Origin of the sequence: Tenacibaculum xiamenense (assembly GCF_964513065.1) — a bacterium.
GTDB lineage: Bacteria > Bacteroidota > Bacteroidia > Flavobacteriales > Flavobacteriaceae > Polaribacter > Polaribacter xiamenense.
Genome location: NZ_CAZEQU010000042.1, coordinates 67,357 through 85,812, shown reverse-complemented (window position 1 = coordinate 85,812; position 18,456 = coordinate 67,357). Strand labels below are relative to the sequence as shown.

The window sequence follows — 18,456 nt, the reverse complement described above, 5'->3', positions numbered from 1 at the left end:
TTTAAAATTTAACTGATAAGTTTAAACCATAACTTCTTGTTCCAGGCAATGACAAAAGCTCAACTCCTTGTGCATTTCTGGTATTAAACCCTGATACTTCAGGATCAAAACTTTCAGTTTCTCTATGGAAAAAGAAAAGGTTACGACCAATTAATTGAATAGAAGCACTCGAAATATTTAACTTACTAGTTAATGATTGAGGTAAGTTATACCCAATAGCTAATTCTTTTAACTTAATATAATCTGCATCGAAAACATAGTCTTCGATAATTCTCTCTCCCGCTACTGCTTGATAATACTCTTGCGCTGGAACTGCTGTTGTATTTACTGCTCCAGTAGACTCAACAATACTATTCGGAACTACAATTCCGGTTTCTCTACCTTCAAGAGTTCTTGTACTATTACCATTAACATCCAATATCATGTCTGTTCTTGACAATATTTGTCCACCAATTTTCGAAGAAATTAAGAAACGGAATGAGAAATCCTTATAACGGAAGTTACTCGTAAACCCTCCTAACCAATCTGGGTTAAAATTACCCAAAACTTTTTGTTCATCTGATGCCAAAGGCGTTCCGTCATCTCCAACTAAAATTTGACCTTGGTCATTTCTCTTATATCCAAAACCAACGATATCTCCATATCTTCCATTGTTAGTTGCTAAAATTCTGAATGGAGTACCTCCCTCAATCGGTGCTAACGGTATATCATCAGTACTTAAGTCTTGAACAGTAGTTCTGTTGTGTGAATAATTAACTCCTACGTTCCATGAAACATTTTCATTCTTAATAATATCGTAATTCACACCAACCTCAATACCTTTATTGATTAAGGTTCCTTCATTTAGTAAAAATGTATTATACCCTGATTCAACAGGGGCAGGAAGTGAAATTACTTGATCTTCAGTACGAGTATCATAATATGAAAAATCAAGTCCTAATCTGTTTTGAAAAAACTTACCTTCTAAACCAAATTCAATTGAGTTAGTTGTTTGAGGCACTAGGTCTGGATTGGGTTTTACACTAGGGGTAGTTAACACTCCATTCCCTAAATAAGGAGCCTGAGTTAAATACCTAGCATGAATACTATATGGACCTACTTCACCATCACTACCAACTTGTGCCCAAGAACCTCTTAACTTTAAATAGTTTAAGTTTTCTGATCCTATATCGAACATATCAGTAACAATAGCACTTAAAGATACAGATGGATAAAAGAATGAGTTATTATTTGAAGGTAAAACTGACGACCAGTCGTTTCTTGCTGTAATTTGAGCAAATAAATACCCTCTGAAATCAAGATCTAAAGTAGAGTACAAAGAGTTCACTCTTCTTGTATAAACTCCTGTTCCTAAATTCGGAACATAACTTTGCGTGTTCAAAATATTATAGATACCAGGAACTCTCAATCCATTTCCTACACCTCCTCTTACGCTTCTTCTAAAATCTAAACGGTTACCACCACCTGTAAGTGTCGCTGTTAAGTCTTCTGTTACCTCTTTGTTATAAGTAACTAAGAAATCAATATTTGTTTCTTGATTAGTATATACGTTATCCGAAACTTGCCCTCCGTCAATTGTTGGATGATCAGTTGGCGCCCATCCTAAGAACGTTTGTGTAGAATAGTCACTACCCGCTCTTACCATTGCACTTAAATTATCATTAAACTGATAGTTAGCTCTTACATATCCGAACACTCTGTTTCTTCTATCAACAGTTCCTACAGTATTAACTGAACTAAATGGATTATTTAAAGAACCACCACGAGGTACTAACGAAGAATTTGCTTCTAATTCTGCCAAGTTAACATTACGTGGCATTGAATACAAAGAATTAACAACGTTATCAGGCCAAACAGAAAGATATGGTCTGTTATTAACTTTTTGGTTGATATAATTCGCTTTTAAATCAACAGTTAATTTATTAATATCTAATTTAGTATATGCTGCGAAAGCATTTTTCTCTAACTCATTGTTTGGTACAATACCTTGAATATCACTTCTTGTATATGAAATTCTAGAAGTCATTTTCTCACTTCCTCCATCAACATAGAAAGAGTTAATTAAAGTACTTCCTCCTGAGAAAAAGTCTTTTACGTTGTTTGGATTAGCTTCGTACCTTCCGGTTTGTCCAGTCCATAATAACTGATTAGAACCATCTAGTCTTGGTCCCCAACTACCAAAAGATATTAAAGTTCCATCTGTTGGAATAGCCCCAAAAGATCCTTGTCCGTATGTATTTTGGAATTCTGGTAAAAATGCCACCTCTTCAAAAGTTACAGACGAATTGAATCCTATAGACATTTTTCCTTTTTTACCTTTCTTGGTTGTAATCATAATTACACCATTCGAAGCTCTTGCTCCATATAAAGCAGCTGCATTTGCTCCTTTTAAAACAGAAACGCTCTCAATGTCGTCTGGGTTGATATCAGCAATACCATTTCCAATAGAAACACCATTACCCCACTCATCAACATCTCCTTCATTCTCCGTATTGTTAATTGGCACACCATCAACAACGTATAAAGCTTGGTTATTACCAGTAATAGAGTTATTACCTCTAATTACCATTCTGTTTGCACTACCAACACCACCAGATGCTTGGTTAATTTCTAATCCTGCAACCCTTCCTTGTAAAGAGTTAACAACGTTTGGATCTTTTGCCATTTGAAGATCTTCTGCCTTCACGTTACTTACGGCATATCCTAATGCCTTTTTTTCTTTCTTAATACCAAGTGCAGTAACAACCACCTCGTCTAAGATATTAGCGTCATCTAAAGCCACGTTAATTGTTTGTTGATTAGCGACTGTAATAGATTGGCTTTGCATTCCAACATAAGAAAACACCAAAACATCGCCAACTGAAGCTTTGATTTGATACTTTCCGTCGAAATCGGTTTCGACCCCTTTTAAGGTTCCTTTAATGAGTACCCCTACACCAGGTAAAGGCATTCCGTCAGATTTTGATGTAACAACCCCTGACAATGTTTTCTCCTGTGCATTTGCAAAATGTACAAGCAAAAAAGAAAAACATAATAGTAGTAGAATTTTACTTTTTTTCATGAATAAGTTAATTAATTGTTTGCTTAAAGTTATGGGGTTCTAAAAACGTTAAAAAAATATTATATACAAACTGCACAAAAACGACAACAAACAACCCTATTTAACGGACGATCATCTTATGAATGTTTTAACAACATTTTAATACTTGTTTCACAAAAAAAAACATTTTAAATTCACACTCCAATCACCTAATCTTGGCTTGTCTTGAATTTTATAAAAAACATTAATTCTAACCGTACTATAAAAAGAAAATATCACATCATATTTTGGGTAAGTTATTTTATTTTTAATGTGATACGATGGGGAAGTTATTTTGACGATTATTGGTATTCGTTAAAATCGAATCTTGTTGAATTTCCTTTGCATATTATCTTGGTTTATGCCAACGTATATTTTTTCATTCCAAGGTTTCTCGTCCCTAAAAAATATAAGCGATACGTATTTTTCTTATTCTTATCATTATGTATTCAATATGTTATTCGTACTGGGCTTAATTACTTCTTAGTCACAGAAAATATTTGGCCTGAAGCTGAAGGAACACAAGAAGCTTTTACATTCAACCACATTGTAGCCGTTACTCTTGGTGAATTGTATGTATTAGCATTAGCCACTGCTATTAAACTTACCATTGATTGGGTAAATCAAAAAACAAGAATTGAAAAATTAAAAAAAGAACACCTTAAAAGCGAACTGAATTTTCTAAAAACTCAAATACAACCTCACTTCTTTTTTAATACATTGAATAATTTGTACTCTTTAACTCTAGAGAAATCAAATCAAGCCTCTGAAGTTGTATTAAAGCTATCTGACATCATGCAATATGTAATTTATGATGTAAAAGACCCGAAAGTACCTCTATTAAAAGAAATAGATTATATACAAAATTATATAGATTTAGAACTGCTTAGATGTCATAAAAACGCGACTATAAACGTTGACATTAAGGGAAATATCAACAACATCAAGGTACCTCCTTTGATATTTTTATCATACATCGAAAATAGTTTTAAGCACGGAAATAAAAATAATAACGATTTTTATATTTATATTAGTTTCGAAAAAACAGCGCGAAACAGCTTAATTTTTATCTTAAAAAATTCGTATGACCCTACTAAAACGGAAGAAAAAAGTAAAAGATTAAAAAAAGGAGTTGGTAATTTTAACTCCAAAAGAAGACTAGATTTGATTTATAGAAAAAACTATGAATTAAATATTTCGGGACAAGACAATACACATACAGTTTACCTAGAGATTCCTTTAACAAAAAAATAAGAACAGTGAAAATCAATTGTGTTATCATAGATGACGAACCCTTAGCCATAAATGTAATAAAAAACCATCTGCAAGAATTTCAAAACATTTCGATTGTAGATACGTTTAACAACCCCCTTGACGCCTTAGACACCCTTGAGAATAGTGAAATTGATGTATTGTTCTTAGACATAAATATGCCAAAAATGAATGGTCTTGATTTTTTAAAGAACATTCCCGTAAAACCTTATGTTATAATCACCACTGCCTACAGAGAATTTGCTGCAGATAGTTACGATTTAGATGTACTAGACTACCTTGTTAAACCAATTCCTTTTCCTAGATTTTTAAAATCGATAAATAAGTTAACGCAACGTATCCATAATAATGACAATGTAAAAAGTAGCACGTTAAAGGATGAGTCCTACATTTTTCTAAAAGTGGATAAAAAATTAGTAAAAGTTAAGTACGACGATATCTTATTTATTGAAAGTTTAAAAGATTACATTAAGGTTTGTACTACCGCTGGAAATTACATTGTCCACAAATCGCTAACGAGTATTACAGAAGAACTTCCTCAGAACAACTTTTTGAGAATTCACAGATCTTATACTATTGCAATAGACAAAGTAAAATCAATAGAAGGTAACTCAATAGAAATCAACGGAAAAAGACTACCTATTGGTAGAAAATACATCAATAACACCAAGCAAATAATTTTGAAAACACCAAACGTTTAATGTGTTTAGCGAATATTTTATTTTGTTTAGCCCAAAATTTATGCTACTAGTAGAAATTTAAACGTTTCTTAATTTATTATTACATATATTGGCAATCTGGTTAATTTGATAGACAGATTTAACCTAATTACTTTATACAAACAAAACTAAACAAAATATGACTCAGACTCCTAGAGATGCCTCAAATGGCAATAGCACGCTAGTACCTATTATTATTATAGCTGGATTATTTTTCATTTTTGGGTTTGTTACCTGGATTAATGGAGCCCTAATTCCATTCATGAAAACAATAAACGAACTTACAGATGCTCAATCTTACCTTGTTGCTTCTGCTTCTTACATTTCATTCGTTGTAATGGCATTACCTTCTTCTTACGTTATAAATAAAATAGGCTACAGAAAAGGAATGTCTTTAGGGCTTATAATAATGGCCGTTGGAGCTCTAATATTTATCCCTGCTGCAGGAGCAAGAACTTACTGGATATTCCTTCTTGGTATTTTTGTTCAAGGAATGGGAATGACATTATTACAGACAGCTTCTAATCCATATATAACAATTTTAGGTCCAATTGAAAGTGCAGCTAAGCGTATTGCCATTATGGGAATAGCCAATAAGGTAGCGGGCGCACTTGGATCTTTAATTTTCGGAGCAATTCTTTTATCTGGTATTGATGCAATAAAAGATAAATTAAGTACAGTAAGCGACACCGAAAAAGTAGAGCTTTTAAATACAATGGCTGACAGTGTTGTAACCCCATATATAGTTATGGCTGCTGTTTTATTTGTTTTAGGAATTTTAATCAGAAAAGCACCTCTACCTCATGTAGAAGCTAGTTCAGAAGAAGAAGAAAATAACGGTCAAGAAACAAAAACAAGTATTTTCCAATTCCCTCACCTATGGTTGGGAGTGGCTACATTATTTGTTTATGTTGGTGCAGAAGTAATAGCAGGAGATACTATTATTGCTTACGGAATTTCACTTGGAATTCCAGGAGCTGAAGCTAAATTCTTCACAACATACACGTTGATGGCAATGGTTGCTACCTATGCACTGGGAGCTGTTTTAATCCCTAAATTTATCAGTCAAGCCTTAGCTCTTAGGGTAAGTGCGGTACTTGGAATTATATTTACAGCATGCATCATATTCACAAGCGGATTTACTTCTGTTTTATTTGTTGCTGCCTTAGGTATTGCAAATGCCTTAGTATGGCCTGCTGTATGGCCTTTAACGCTAAAAGGATTAGGAAAGTTTACTAAAACGGCTTCTGCTTTATTAATAATGGCAATTGCTGGTGGAGCTATAATACCTCCTTTATATGGACGATTTGTTGACGGTAAAAAAGCTGAATTAATAAGTAAAGGAATTGAAGAAACAGCTGCGCTAGCAGAGGCTTCTACATCAAGTTATTGGATACTTTTCCCTTGCTACGCTCTTATATTATACTATGCTATTGCAGGGCATAAACTTGGCTTAAAAAAGTAACAATATTATCCCTATAGCTTAATGGCACGTTTACAATCGGTTGATACACTTAGGGGTATCACTATAATCGCAATGATTTTAGTGAACAACCCTGGTTCTTGGAGTCATGTTTATGCCCCCTTGCTACATGCTGAATGGCACGGACTGACACCTACTGACTTAATATTCCCTTTTTTTCTGTTTATTGTTGGTATTTCTATTTCGCTAGCATACAACAATAAAACTCCAGATAAAAACACTTATAAAAAAATTTTAACAAGAAGCCTTAAACTCATTGGTTTAGGGCTTTTTATAAATGTTATAACACCAATACCTCCATTTATTGAGGATTTAGAAACCGTTAGAATTCTTGGAGTATTACAACGTATTGGAATTGTTTTCTTTTTTTCTTCTATAATGTTTTTAAACTTAAACAAAAAAGGAATCATAGTTTCTGTAGCTATAATATTAATAGGTTATTATTTGCTTACAGGATTCATACCATTACCTAATGGAGCATTACCAACGTTTAATAATTCACCTAACAACTGGGCTATATACATAGATAACCTTTTATTAGGAAAACACATGTGGCAACCAACTTATGACCCAGAAGGAATTTTAAGTACAATACCATCCGTAGCAACATGTTTACTAGGGGTTTTAACTGGTAAAATACTCACTTCGGAAAACACTATTAAAAAGAAAGTAACTCAATTAGTATACTTTTCCCTATTTCTATTAGCTACCGGATATATATGGAACATTTGGTTTCCAATCAATAAGTCTATTTGGAGTAGTAGTTTTGTTTTAACTACAGCAGGTTGGGCTACCCTTATATTAGGGTTTACATATTATTTAAACGACCTAAAAAAGCTCAACACCCCAAAGTTTATAGGCAATGTCAGTAAGAATGCAATAACTGTTTATTTTCTTTCAATGATTCTTTCAAAGTTTTTCTATGCGATTAAGATAAACAACAATTATAATCTACATTCCTGGCTGTTCGATACTATTTTCGCACCACTTAGCGATTTAAAACTAGCATCATTTGCTTATGCTGCAAGTGTCGTGGGGTTTTATCTGTATTTAGCCTATTTCTTATTTAAAAAGAAAATATTTCTCAAAGTATAATAATATGCTACTGTACAACCTAACTACACAAGAAGAAAGTATTTTATCAGACTTATACTACAATGAGGTTCACTTCAGTACAGAGTTTAATGATAAGTCTACAACTTATTTTTACAAAGAGCTCATAAACTGGTTAAGTGGAGAGTTTGACTTGTATTTTCAAGAGCAAGACAACGATAGCTATAAAATTTATTTCCCAAACGGATTAATTACTGTTCATATAAAAAACAATGAAGATCTAAGTATTATTTCTAAAAATAAGATGAAGCTTTCTTGCAAAAAAAACATGATTGAAGTGCTCAGATCATATAATAGATTTAAAATTATTAAACTATAAAAAACTGACTTTGAACAACAAACAAAAAAACATTAAAAAAAATCAAAAAAAAGTTTTTTCAGTATCCAAAAACATTATATATTTGCCACGCTTTTAAGGCAAACGCCGATATAGCTCAGCTGGCTAGAGCAGCTGATTTGTAATCAGCAGGTCGTGGGTTCGAGTCCCTCTATCGGCTCAAAATATAAAAGTGCTAACAAAATTGTTAGCACTTTTTTTATGCACTATTTTTTCTAAATTTGTTGAATATAATCTCTAAACATTAAATGAAAAATATTTTTGTAATTGGTATTGCGGGAGGAACAGGAAGCGGTAAAACAACTGTAGTAAATCAAATAATAAACGAGTTAACCGATGAAGTTTGTGTTATTTCTCAAGATTCTTACTACTGCAAAACAGATGACCTGAGCTACGAAGAAAGAACAAAAATAAACTTTGACCACCCAAGAGCGATTGATTTCGAACTTTTAGTAGAGCATTTAACTGCTCTCAAAAATGGAGAAATTATAGAGCAACCAGTATATTCTTTTGTTTCTCATAATAGAACAAAAGACACTGTAAAAACACATCCAAGAAAAGTTGTTATTGTTGAAGGAATACTCATTTTTAATAGTAAAGACTTACGTGACTTATGTGACATAAAAGTTTTTGTGCATGCAGATGCCGATGAGCGACTTATTAGAAGGGTAAGAAGAGATATTAAAGAAAGAGGACGAGATGTAAACGAAGTGCTAGGAAGGTATCAAGATACCCTAAAACCAATGCATCAACAGTTCATTGAACCTACGAAAAATTACGCAGACATTATTATTCCTGGTGGAGGACATAACAAAGTTGCTATTGATATAGTTAGAACCGTAATAAATGACCGCTTATAATGGGATTAAAATCATTGAAAAAGAAACCAATCTTTAAATTTATGACAAACATCTATGTTATCATTTTAACAGGGTTTGTTATTTGGATGCTCTTTTTAGACGAAAATTCTTACCTTACTCACAGAGAGTTTAATAAAGAAATAAAAGAGCTCGAAACTTGGATTGAATACCATAAGGAGAAAATAGCAAGAGATAAGAAGATTATAGAAAAGCTAAAGGATTCATTGGAACTAGAAAGATATGCAAGAGAAAACTATCTTATGAAAAAAGAAAATGAAGATATTTACATAATTGAATTTGATACTATAAAGGATTGATGAAAAAATATTTGTTCAACGAATTTGAAGGGGTTTCACCTCAGGCTTGGAAAACGAAAATTCAAGTTGACTTAAAGGGTGCAGACTATAATGACACACTACTTTGGAAAACCAATGAAGGCATTACAGTAAAACCATTTTACACTAGAGAAGATAGAACGCTTGAACAAATCAACCTCCCCAAAAAAGGGTTTAAAATTTGTCAAACCATTATCGTAAAAAACGAGGAAGAAGCAAACACATTTGCTTTGGATTCGCTTCGAAGAGGAGCTAACAGCCTAGAGTTTATATTAAAAAGTCCGATTGACTACAAAGCTCTTCTAGAAAACATTAACCTTAACGAAATTCAAATTTTCTTTAATATTAGTTTTCTTTCATCTAAATTTATTATTGAACTTTCAGAATTTGTTAATTCCAAAAACTGCTTTTTCAATATTGATATCATAGGAAATCTTGCGAAAAGTGGGAATTGGCACAAAAATTTAAAAATCGATTATTCCGAACTGGAAAATGTTTCAAAAATAACCAACAACTTTTTGGCGGTGAATGCTTCAATTTATCAAAATGCAGGAGCCAATATAGTACAACAACTGGCATACACCTTAGCCCACGCTAATGAATACTTAAATCATTTTGGAGGAGAAGTAGCTAAACAAATTCATTTTAACTTTTCAATTGGCAGTAACTATTTTTTTGAAATAGCGAAACTTAGAGCTTTTAGAATGCTCTGGAATTCTCTATTAAAAGAGTACGATGTACAGGAAAACTATACTCAAATTTTTTCACAACCAAGTTTGAGAAATAAAACGTTGTATGATTATAATGTGAATATGCTCCGTACCACCTCCGAATGTATGAGTGCTATTCTTGGTGGATCAGATGTTGTTTCAAATCAAACTTACAATAAAACCTTCCAAGAGTCTGATGAATTTGGAGAACGTATTTCCAGAAATCAATTATTAATACTTCAACAAGAAAGCGAACTAAAAGAAGCCCAAAATGTAGCTGATGGCTCATACTTTATTGAAGACATTACAAAACAATTAGCCCACAAAGCTTTGGAAGTTTTTAAACAAATTGAAAATGGTGGAGGTTTTTTAAAACAACTTAAAGAGGGTACTATTCAAAAGAAAATTAAAGAATCAGCTAACAAAGAACAAGAACAATTTAATAATAAGGAATTAATTCTTTTAGGAACGAATAAAATTCAGAACCCTAATGATCGAATGAAAGATAAGTTAGAGGTACCTGCATTTATCAAGATCAGAAAAGAAAAAACACTAATAGAGCCTATTATTGAAAAAAGATTAGCGGAAAAACTTGAACAAAAACGTTTAAAGGAGGAATAGAAAGATGAGTAGAAAAGATGTATCAAACATAAGTTTAACTGAAGGAGAAGTAAATATTTCGAAGAGCTTTCGACATGAAGACTTTGTCGCAGGTATTGCTCCTAATTTACGTGGCCCTTACTCTACAATGTATGTAAGGAGGCCTTGGACCATTCGTCAATATGCAGGTTTCTCAACGGCTGAAGAAAGCAACGCTTTTTACAGAAGAAATTTGGCCGCCGGGCAAAAAGGTCTTTCAGTCGCATTTGATCTAGCTACGCATAGAGGATACGACTCAGACCACGAGAGAGTACAAGGAGATGTTGGAAAAGCTGGTGTTGCCATTGACTCTGTGGAAGACATGAAAGTGTTGTTTGATCAAATACCATTGGATAAAATGTCTGTTTCTATGACCATGAACGGTGCTGTACTTCCTATTTTGGCATTCTATATTGTAGCAGCTGAAGAACAAGGTGTAGCCCCTGAACTTCTATCGGGAACTATTCAAAATGATATTTTAAAGGAGTTTATGGTAAGAAACACATACATCTACCCTCCCACTCCATCAATGAAAATTATTGCCGACATATTCAAGTATACCAGCAAGAATATGCCAAAATTCAATTCTATTTCAATCTCTGGTTATCATATGCAGGAAGCTGGTGCAACACCTGAAATAGAATTGGCATATACACTTGCAGATGGCTTGGAATATATCCGAACTGGAATAGCATCTGGAATGGATATTGACACTTTTGCACCGCGTCTGTCTTTTTTCTGGGCTATTGGAATGAACCATTTTATGGAGATTGCAAAAATGAGAGCTGGAAGAATGTTATGGGCCAAAATTGTAAAACAATTCAATCCTAAAAATCCAAAATCTCTCGCTTTAAGAACACATTGCCAAACTAGTGGATGGAGTCTTACCGAACAAGATCCTTTTAACAATGTTGCCAGAACAACTATTGAAGCAATGGCAGCCGCTTTTGGAGGAACGCAAAGCCTACACACCAATGCTTTAGATGAAGCAATTGCTCTCCCAACTGACTTTTCTGCCCGAATTGCGCGTAACACCCAAATATACCTACAACAAGAAACAAACATTACAAAAACTGTGGATCCTTGGGCTGGGAGCTATTACCTTGAAGAACTTACTGAAGATATCGCCAATAAAGCCTGGGAACTAATCCAAGAAGTTGAAGAACTTGGAGGAATGACCAAAGCAATAGAAAAGGGCATCCCAAAAATGCGTATCGAAGAAGCTGCTGCTAAAAAACAAGCAAAGATTGATAGTGGTCAAGACGTAATTGTTGGTGTAAATAAATATCAATTGGAAAAAGAGGACCCATTACATATCCTTGAAGTTGATAATGAAGCCGTGAGACAATCGCAAATCGAACGATTGAACACCCTCAAGGCAGAGAGAGATACTGAGAAAGTAAAACAATCATTAAACCAATTAACGGAATGTGCTAAAACAGGAAACGGCAATCTCCTAGAACTTGCCGTGAATGCTGCAAGAAATAGAGCTTCTCTTGGAGAAATATCAGATGCACTTGAAATCATATTTGGTCGTCATAAAGCAGTTCATAAAACCATTTCAGGCGTGTATAGTAAAGAAATTAAAGACGATGCTTTGTTCAAAAAAGCATCTGAACTAGCGGATAAATTTGCAGAACTCGAAGGACGTCGTCCTAGAATCATGATTGCTAAACTAGGTCAAGACGGCCATGATCGTGGAGCAAAAGTGGTTGCAACTGGATATGCGGATCTAGGATTTGATGTAGATATAGGTCCTTTATTCCAAACACCACAAGAAGCAACAAAGCAAGCCATTGAAAATGACGTTCATATTTTAGGCATATCTTCACTTGCTGCTGGACACAAAACTCTTGTTCCTCAAGTGATCTCCGAATTAAAAAAATACGGAAGAGAGGATATCATGGTTATTGTCGGTGGGGTTATACCAGCTCAAGACTACCAATTTTTGTTCGATTCAGGAGCTGTAGGTGTTTTTGGTCCAGGTACAAAAATTGCACAAGCGGCAATTGATTTGTTAATTATTTTAATAGACAGTACAGAGGATTAAAATTTGAAATTAAATAATGGTAAGTAGATCCATATCATGTTTTCGTGAAAATAATATCTCTTTTAAAAATACATTTCACCTAAAGTAAACTTCTTTCTCTGTAGTTAACCTTATATTACAAAGAGACTAATTACAGAGAAAAGAATCTACATTTCCAGTTCTTTTAAAGCTTCATTACGGTATTCTCCTGCTAACTTTCCACCGTCTACATGACTCCAACCTGGGGGATAGAAGATATACTTAATCTTATCTAAGAATGTAGGGGCTTGTTTTATATCAACCCATAATTCTTTCCATAGTGTTAATTGTACCTTTTTGAAGTTACTAGGATCTAATTCATCATTCATTATTCCTAGCTCTGGTTTTACTTCATCTAATTCTGTTTGAAATGTCTTAAATATCTTATCCCAAATAGAAAACGTTTCTCCAAAGTTTCTATCTAAGTATACGTGATTCCTAGAATGATGTACTCTATGGGCAGATGGAGAAATAAAGAAAAATTCCAACCATTGCTGCTTTCCAATAACCTTCTCATTTCCATGCGTTAAAACTACATAAACTCTACAAATAGAATCTACAATAAGCACTACAAGAGGATGAAACCCTAATATTGGCATCCAAATGAAACTGTGTGGTGATAAAAGAAAGCCCAAAAAAGACCCTCTTACTGTAACCGAAAAACTCATTTCCTTTGGAGTGTGATGCACCCCGTGAATACACCAAAATAAACGCACCTTATGCCCTAGATAATGTATTACCCAACGGCCAAAATCAAGCACCAGAAATGCAAGTACCCAGATATACCAATCGTACCCCAAATCAAATAAACGGTGTTCGTAACAAAAGTTTATAATACCTAATAAAATGATAGGTCCCAATAATAGATAAGGTACCGACTCAATGGCATAAGAAAATAAATTGACTAAAGTTTCTTTGTGTTTTTTTATAACCTGAATTCTCCATAAGAAAAACCATTCAACAAAAATCACTGAAAAAACAAATATTCCTAATACGGTATCCAGATTAGACGAAAATTGGGCAATAGAATCCCATACTGATTTCATAGTTTAGTAGTTAGTTAGAAAAAAAATGTTTAGTCTAATTATTTTTATTTAGACTTATTATAAGTTAATTTACGACAAATATAATAGAAAGTTTTAAGTGTAAAACAAAAAAATTAACACTTTGCTATCTTTTTAATATCTGGTCTTGACGCCCAATTTTCGATTCCAATTATTCAATTCGTTAAATTAACTTTGGCTCTTTCATAACCCCACAAGAACACTCTTTTATCTTAGAGATTACATCGGTACTTTAACATACTGAATAAATATAGTTGCGACTCCTTAGCTGTGAAATTGTATTTTACCGACCTTGTTAACCCTATTAAAAATCTAACGTTGATTATCTAAAATAAATTAGGAATATTTCTATCTCTATACTTTCTATTATTTTATTCCCAAATTCTTTTCTCGTAAATAAGGTTATCGTTTATTCCTCAAGAGCAATGAGAAATATTTAATTCAGACAACAAAGCTCTTATAACTTTAACACCCTTTGTTTTAATTTTCATACAAATAAATATATCGTTTAGCTATATTTGTAGTTAAATAAAGAAACTACTTTCCTCATAATGAACATTCAATTTATTGATAGAGAAACAGGTGAATTAAAAACAGAAACACCTCCAGGTGAAGGTTTTCTAAAGCTGCTTTACAATAACCCTTTTGGAAAAATGATGCTTATTCCTTTAGTTAAAAGGAAGTTCTTATCCTCTCTTTATGGTAAACTAATGGATAAGCCCAGCTCTATTAATAAAATTGAAGGCTTTGTGAAAGATTTAAACATTGACATGGAAGAAGCGGAAAGGTCTATTGAAGATTATATTTCTTTTAACGACTTCTTCTATAGAAAATTAAAAAAAGAAGCCCGTCCAATTAAAGAAGGACTTATTTCTCCTGGTGATGGAAAATTATTGGCTTTTGAAGATGTTAGTGAAGTTCATAATTTTTTCGTGAAAGGCAGAAAATTCAATCTTACCGAATTTTTATCTAACAAGGAGCTTGCTAAAAAATTCGAAAGCAGTTCATTACTAATTTTAAGATTAGCCCCTAACGATTATCATAGGTATCATTTTCCTTTTGAAGGAACCCCTACTTCAATGACAAAAATAAAAGGTGGATATCTATCCGTATCTCCCTACGCTTTAGCTTCAAATTTCACAAAAGTCTTCTGTGAAAACAAAAGAGAATATTGTATTTTAAAAACGGTTGATAAAGGAGAAATACTCATTGCTCCAGTTGGAGCAACCATGGTAGGAAGTATTATTGAAACATATACACCAAATCAACTTGTAAAAAAAGGAGATGAGATGGGCTATTTTGCTTTTGGAGGATCTACTATTGTTTTACTTATTCAAAAAGGTAGTTTTACTATAGATCAAGACATCATAAATAATACAAAAAACAAAAGAGAGACATTTGTAAAAATGGGTGATAAAATAGGTGTTTAAGAAACATACTTTTTAAGCTTCTTTTATTTAATTGCACTATTTTCCAGTAACAAATCTTGTCTTAACAAACTTTTATTATAAATTTTAACAATTCTCCATTATTTCAACCTATTCTAAGTTGTAAAAAAAAGAGCTTCACATAAAAAAATCTGTGATTTATACGTAAATTTGCAAAGTTTTATACATTTCGATCTACAGATGAAAAAAATCTTGAATATTCTCTACTCAACTCGTTTAATGGCTGTGTTATTTTTTGTTTTTGCTATTGCTATGGGGGTAGCTACTTTTATTGAAAATGATTTCGGTACACAAACATCAAAAGCATTAATTTATAATACATGGTGGTTTGAACTAATCATGTTGTTTTTTCTGATTAATTTTTTTGGAAACATATTTAGATATCGTCTCTATAAAAAAGAAAAATGGAGCGTACTTTTATTTCATTTGGCTTTTCTTTTTATACTAATTGGAGCTGCAATTACACGATATATCAGTTTTGAAGGGCTAATGATTATTGATGAAGGAGAGACCACGAATATAATTTTATCTGACACCAACTATTTAAACGTTATCATTGATGATAATGAATTTCAAAAAGAAACACACAACAAACTTCTTTTATCTGCATTGGGCACCAACAATATTAGTTTTGAGGAGTCTTTTCAACCTAAAAAAGATGGTAAAAACTATAGTGTTAAATTTGACTTGGTCGATTATATACCCTGGTCTGAAAAAAAATTAATCCTAGATGAGAATGGAATAGAACATTTATTCTTAGTTGAAAGCTCTTCTGGTTCAAGACATGAACACTATATAAAAAGAGGAACCATTCAGAACATTCACAATATATTAGTTGGATTTGACAGTCCTGAAAATAATGCTTCAATAAACTTCTTTTATGAAGATGGAAGCCTCAAAATAAAAACACGTCACAATGGTGATTGGTTCAGAATGGCTGATCAAAAAAGAGGTCAGATTGTAAAAGATAGCACGCAACATTTTCAGTATTTGACTCTACATAATGTTGGAGGATTACAATTCGTAATTCCAAGAACTCCAGAAAAAGGAGAAATGAAAACAGTAAGTGGAGAGAAGGATAATAGTAAATATGATACTTTAGTATTTGATATAACCGTTGGTAGCGAAACGAAAAGAGCTAACTTTTATGGAGGTCAATTTAATGTTGATAATCAAGAGAGTTTTTCTATCGGCGATCTCAACTTTAGAGCTTGGTATGGAGCAAAGCAATTAAAAACTCCGTTCAATGTAAAGTTGAATGATTTTCAATTAGAAAAATACCCTGGATCGGAAAATGCAGCATCTTTTGCCAGCGAAGTTACCGTTTCATCTTCTGAAGAAACGTTTGACTTTAGAATTTTTATGAATCATATTTTAAACTACAAAGGGTATCGATTGTTTCAAGCGAGTTATGCTAATGCTGGTCAACAAATCGAGCAAACCCATTTATCAGTAAATCACGATTCATGGGGAACAGGAATAACTTATTTTGGTTATTTTCTTCTATTCTTTGGTTTAATTGCTTCCTTATTTATTAAAAACACAAGGTTTTATGATTTGAAAAAGACTTTGTCAAAATTAAGGGACAAGAAAGCTTTATTAGGTCTTCTTTTAATATTTAATGTTTCATTTACAAACGCTCAACAAGAAGCTCATAAACCTGAAGCGCTTTCTGAGCAAAAGATAGATTCTATCTTGGAAAAAATGATCGTAAATAAGGAACATGCAAACAACTTTAGTAGTCTAGTTATTCAAGATGCTGGAGGAAGAATGAAACCAGCTCATACCTTTGCTTCAGAGTTAGTCAGAAAAGTAGCTCACACTGACAACTTCAAAGGATTAACTCCTAGCCAAGTATTAGTTTCAATTACCGAAACTCCTATGCTTTGGATTAACATTCCTTTTATATACTTAGAAAAAGGAAACAAAGAAATTCGTAAAACTCTTGGGGTTCCTGAAGATTCTAAATATGCCCGTTTTATAGATTTTTACACTGAGAGCGGTCAATCTAAAATTGATAATCTTATTAGTGACGCCCAAAAGAAAAAAATTCAGAATAAATTTGAGCAAGATGCTATTAAAATAGGAAGACGCCTTTACTTATTATCCCAAGCGGTTAGTGGAAAATTACTTAGAATATATCCAATACCTAATCATGAGGAGAATAAATGGGTGGCTCAGCCCGAAACACTTCAAGCTGGTTTTAGAGGAACTGACTCTGTTTTTGTTCGTCAATCGCTACCAGTTTACTTCCAATTACTTCAACAAGCAAAGAAAACTGGAGATTATTCAGAATCCGACAAAATTCTTGATGGTATTAAAAGATTTCAAAAAAAGTTTGGAGCTGAAGTAATGCCTAGTAATAATAAAATTAAACTTGAAATAGGATATAACAACGCTAACATCTTCGTTAAATTATCAAAGTACTATGGATATGTTAGTTTACTAATGATATTTTTTGTTTTCTTTCAAATTTTTAATAGTAAACCTTGGGTTAATTATGTTATTAAGGGCTTTATTGGTCTTGTAATAATTTTAGTTATAGCTCATACTTTAGGATTAGTAGCTCGCTGGTATATTAGTGGAAACGCCCCATGGAGTAACGCTTATGAAACAGTCATTTTTGTTGGTTTAGCCTCTATGGTCTTTGGGTTAATCTTAGGAAGGAGATCTTCACTAACCATAGCTGCCACTACTTTTTTAACATCTGTTATCTTATTTTTTGCGCATCAACAATGGCTTGATCCAGAAATAGCTAATCTAGTACCTGTACTAAATTCATGGTGGCTCTGGGTACATGTTTCTATAATTGTTGCTAGTTATGGTCCTTTTGCATTAGGATTAATCTTAGGGATATTTGCACTATTCTTGATAATATTTACGAATAGTAAAAACAAAAAGAAAATGGCTCTTCACTTGAAAGAACTCACTACAATTAACGAAATGGCTCTAACTGTTGGGTTAGTTATGCTTACTGTTGGAAACTTTCTAGGTGGTATGTGGGCAAACGAAAGTTGGGGACGATATTGGGGATGGGATCCAAAAGAAACTTGGGCTTTCATATCTATTATGATATATGCATTCGTTTTACACATGAGATTAATTCCTGGCTTAAGAGGAAAATACACTTTTAATCTATGGTCAATTATTGCTTTTGCTTCTATAATGATGACCTATTTTGGTGTTAACTTTTACCTATCTGGACTCCATTCATACGCAAGTGGAGATAAAGTTATTACACCAACCTCTGTTTATTATTCAATTGCCTTTGTTTCCATTATAGGGTTATTGGCTTGGTTTAAAAACAACAAGTTTTATAAGAAATAATA

At 32.9% G+C, this 18,456-nt stretch carries 13 protein-coding genes and 1 tRNA gene; 12 read left to right on the top strand and 2 right to left on the bottom strand.

Annotated features, from left to right (window positions below; all coding sequences use genetic code 11):
• Position 1 precedes the first annotated feature (1 nt).
• Complete coding sequence (locus ACKTTV_RS19965; protein WP_408032651.1) at positions 2-3,061, bottom strand: SusC/RagA family TonB-linked outer membrane protein; 3,060 nt, start codon at positions 3,059-3,061, stop codon at positions 2-4.
• 291 nt (positions 3,062-3,352) lie between these two features.
• On the opposite strand from ACKTTV_RS19965, the gene ACKTTV_RS19960 reads away from it, so the two are divergent.
• The 10 genes from ACKTTV_RS19960 (at position 3,353) to scpA (ending at position 12,597) form a co-directional block, all read left to right on the top strand.
• Positions 3,353-4,333: a sensor histidine kinase gene (locus ACKTTV_RS19960; protein ID WP_408032650.1), complete on the top strand. Its 981-nt coding sequence runs from the start codon at positions 3,353-3,355 to the stop codon at positions 4,331-4,333.
• A 5-nt stretch (positions 4,334-4,338) separates the two neighbouring features.
• Entirely contained in the window at positions 4,339-5,052 is a 714-nt protein-coding gene (locus ACKTTV_RS19955; RefSeq protein WP_408032649.1) for a LytR/AlgR family response regulator transcription factor, read from the top strand.
• Positions 5,053-5,209: 157 nt separating this feature from the next.
• Entirely contained in the window at positions 5,210-6,535 is a 1,326-nt protein-coding gene (locus ACKTTV_RS19950) for a sugar MFS transporter (protein ID WP_408032648.1), read from the top strand.
• A 21-nt stretch (positions 6,536-6,556) separates the two neighbouring features.
• Positions 6,557-7,648, top strand: a complete 1,092-nt coding sequence (locus ACKTTV_RS19945) for an acyltransferase family protein (RefSeq protein WP_408032647.1) — start codon at positions 6,557-6,559, stop codon at positions 7,646-7,648.
• Positions 7,649-7,652: 4 nt separating this feature from the next.
• The gene (locus ACKTTV_RS19940) at positions 7,653-7,985 is read left to right on the top strand and encodes a hypothetical protein (RefSeq protein WP_408032646.1); all 333 of its coding nucleotides are present in this window, start codon (positions 7,653-7,655) and stop codon (positions 7,983-7,985) included.
• Between the two features lie 104 nt (positions 7,986-8,089).
• Positions 8,090-8,163, top strand: a tRNA-Thr gene (locus ACKTTV_RS19935).
• Positions 8,164-8,260: 97 nt separating this feature from the next.
• Positions 8,261-8,863: a uridine kinase gene (gene udk, locus ACKTTV_RS19930; RefSeq protein WP_408033193.1), complete on the top strand. Its 603-nt coding sequence runs from the start codon at positions 8,261-8,263 to the stop codon at positions 8,861-8,863.
• Positions 8,864-8,904: 41 nt separating this feature from the next.
• Positions 8,905-9,180: an FtsB family cell division protein gene (locus tag ACKTTV_RS19925; protein ID WP_408032645.1), complete on the top strand. Its 276-nt coding sequence runs from the start codon at positions 8,905-8,907 to the stop codon at positions 9,178-9,180.
• The gene (locus ACKTTV_RS19920; protein ID WP_408032644.1) at positions 9,180-10,529 is read left to right on the top strand and encodes a methylmalonyl-CoA mutase subunit beta; all 1,350 of its coding nucleotides are present in this window, start codon (positions 9,180-9,182) and stop codon (positions 10,527-10,529) included. Before ACKTTV_RS19925 ends, ACKTTV_RS19920 begins: the two co-directional genes overlap by 1 nt.
• 4 nt (positions 10,530-10,533) lie before the next feature.
• Positions 10,534-12,597 (top strand): methylmalonyl-CoA mutase, encoded by a 2,064-nt coding sequence (gene scpA, locus ACKTTV_RS19915; protein WP_408032643.1) that lies wholly within the window; start codon positions 10,534-10,536, stop codon positions 12,595-12,597.
• A 146-nt stretch (positions 12,598-12,743) separates the two neighbouring features.
• Here the strand turns inward: scpA and ACKTTV_RS19910 are convergent, their stop codons facing one another.
• Complete coding sequence (locus ACKTTV_RS19910; protein ID WP_408032642.1) at positions 12,744-13,661, bottom strand: sterol desaturase family protein; 918 nt, start codon at positions 13,659-13,661, stop codon at positions 12,744-12,746.
• Positions 13,662-14,230: 569 nt separating this feature from the next.
• Here ACKTTV_RS19910 and ACKTTV_RS19905 point away from each other — a divergent pair.
• Both ACKTTV_RS19905 and ccsA read left to right on the top strand, forming a co-directional pair.
• On the top strand, positions 14,231-15,109 hold the full coding sequence (locus tag ACKTTV_RS19905; RefSeq protein WP_408032641.1) for a phosphatidylserine decarboxylase: 879 nt from the start codon (positions 14,231-14,233) through the stop codon (positions 15,107-15,109).
• 198 nt (positions 15,110-15,307) lie between these two features.
• A complete protein-coding gene (gene ccsA, locus ACKTTV_RS19900; RefSeq protein WP_408032640.1) occupies positions 15,308-18,454 on the top strand; it encodes a cytochrome c biogenesis protein CcsA in 3,147 nt (1,048 codons plus the stop codon).
• Positions 18,455-18,456 lie beyond the last annotated feature (2 nt).

Bases quoted from the DNA above. Each gene is read 5' to 3' on its own strand.
- ACKTTV_RS19905 (WP_408032641.1), top strand. From the start codon at position 14,231: ATGAACATTCAATTTATTGATAGAGAAACAGGTGAATTAAAAACAGAA.
- ACKTTV_RS19910 (WP_408032642.1), bottom strand. From the start codon at position 13,661: ATGAAATCAGTATGGGATTCTATTGCCCAATTTTCGTCTAATCTGGAT.
- ACKTTV_RS19965 (WP_408032651.1), bottom strand. From the start codon at position 3,061: ATGAAAAAAAGTAAAATTCTACTACTATTATGTTTTTCTTTTTTGCTT.
- ACKTTV_RS19925 (WP_408032645.1), top strand. From the start codon at position 8,905: ATGACAAACATCTATGTTATCATTTTAACAGGGTTTGTTATTTGGATG.
- ACKTTV_RS19920 (WP_408032644.1), top strand. From the start codon at position 9,180: ATGAAAAAATATTTGTTCAACGAATTTGAAGGGGTTTCACCTCAGGCT.
- ccsA (WP_408032640.1), top strand. From the start codon at position 15,308: ATGAAAAAAATCTTGAATATTCTCTACTCAACTCGTTTAATGGCTGTG.
- scpA (WP_408032643.1), top strand. From the start codon at position 10,534: ATGAGTAGAAAAGATGTATCAAACATAAGTTTAACTGAAGGAGAAGTA.
- ACKTTV_RS19940 (WP_408032646.1), top strand. From the start codon at position 7,653: ATGCTACTGTACAACCTAACTACACAAGAAGAAAGTATTTTATCAGAC.
- ACKTTV_RS19945 (WP_408032647.1), top strand. From the start codon at position 6,557: ATGGCACGTTTACAATCGGTTGATACACTTAGGGGTATCACTATAATC.
- ACKTTV_RS19950 (WP_408032648.1), top strand. From the start codon at position 5,210: ATGACTCAGACTCCTAGAGATGCCTCAAATGGCAATAGCACGCTAGTA.